A 672-nucleotide genomic window follows, 5' to 3' on the forward strand; every position below is an offset into this window, starting at 1 on the left:
TTCGGCCACGGCGGCGCCGTCACGCTCGTAGGCCTCGAACAGCAGCCGCTCGAAGTTGGACGACACCACGATATCCATGGAGGGCGCCAGAGTCGCCTTGAGCTCCTGCTTCGAGAAGTCGTTGGCTGCCAGGGTGCGGTGCAGGATGTCGTTGGCGTTGGTGGCGATGACGAAGCGCTCCACCGGCAGCCCCATGCGGTAGGCCATGTAGCCGGCGAAGACGTTGCCGAAGTTGGCCGAGGGCACGCAGAAGCTCACCTCGCGCTGCGGCGCGCCCAGCGCCACGGCGGAGGCCACGTAGTAGACGATCTGGGCCATGATGCGCGCCCAGTTGATGGAGTTGACCGCCACCAGGCAGGTGCCATTCAGGAAGGACTGGTCGGCGAAGCTCGCCTTGACCATCGCCTGGGCGTCGTCGAAGTTGCCCTCGATGGCGACGTTGAAGACGTTGTCCGCCAGCACCGTGGTCATCTGGCGGCGCTGTACCTCCGAGACCCGGTTGTGGGGGTGGAGGATGAAGATGTCGAGGTTGTCGCAGTGGCGGCAGCCCTCGATGGCGGCCGAGCCGGTGTCGCCGGAGGTCGCCCCCATGATCACCGCCCGCTCGCCGCGCTTCTTCAGGAAGTGGTCGAGGATGCGGCCCAGCAGCTGCAGCGCCACGTCCTTGAAGGC

Annotated in this window: 1 protein-coding gene; it reads right to left on the reverse strand. The window is 66.5% G+C overall.

Annotation, left to right across the window (positions count from 1 at the left end; genetic code table 11):
• On the reverse strand, positions 1-672 hold a 672-nt coding region (gene thrC / locus AOG27_RS21390; RefSeq protein ID WP_082389340.1), incomplete at both ends, for a threonine synthase.

This window comes from Pseudoalteromonas lipolytica, from assembly GCF_001306915.1.
Taxonomy (GTDB): Bacteria; Pseudomonadota; Gammaproteobacteria; order Enterobacterales; family Alteromonadaceae; genus Pseudoalteromonas; species Pseudoalteromonas simplex.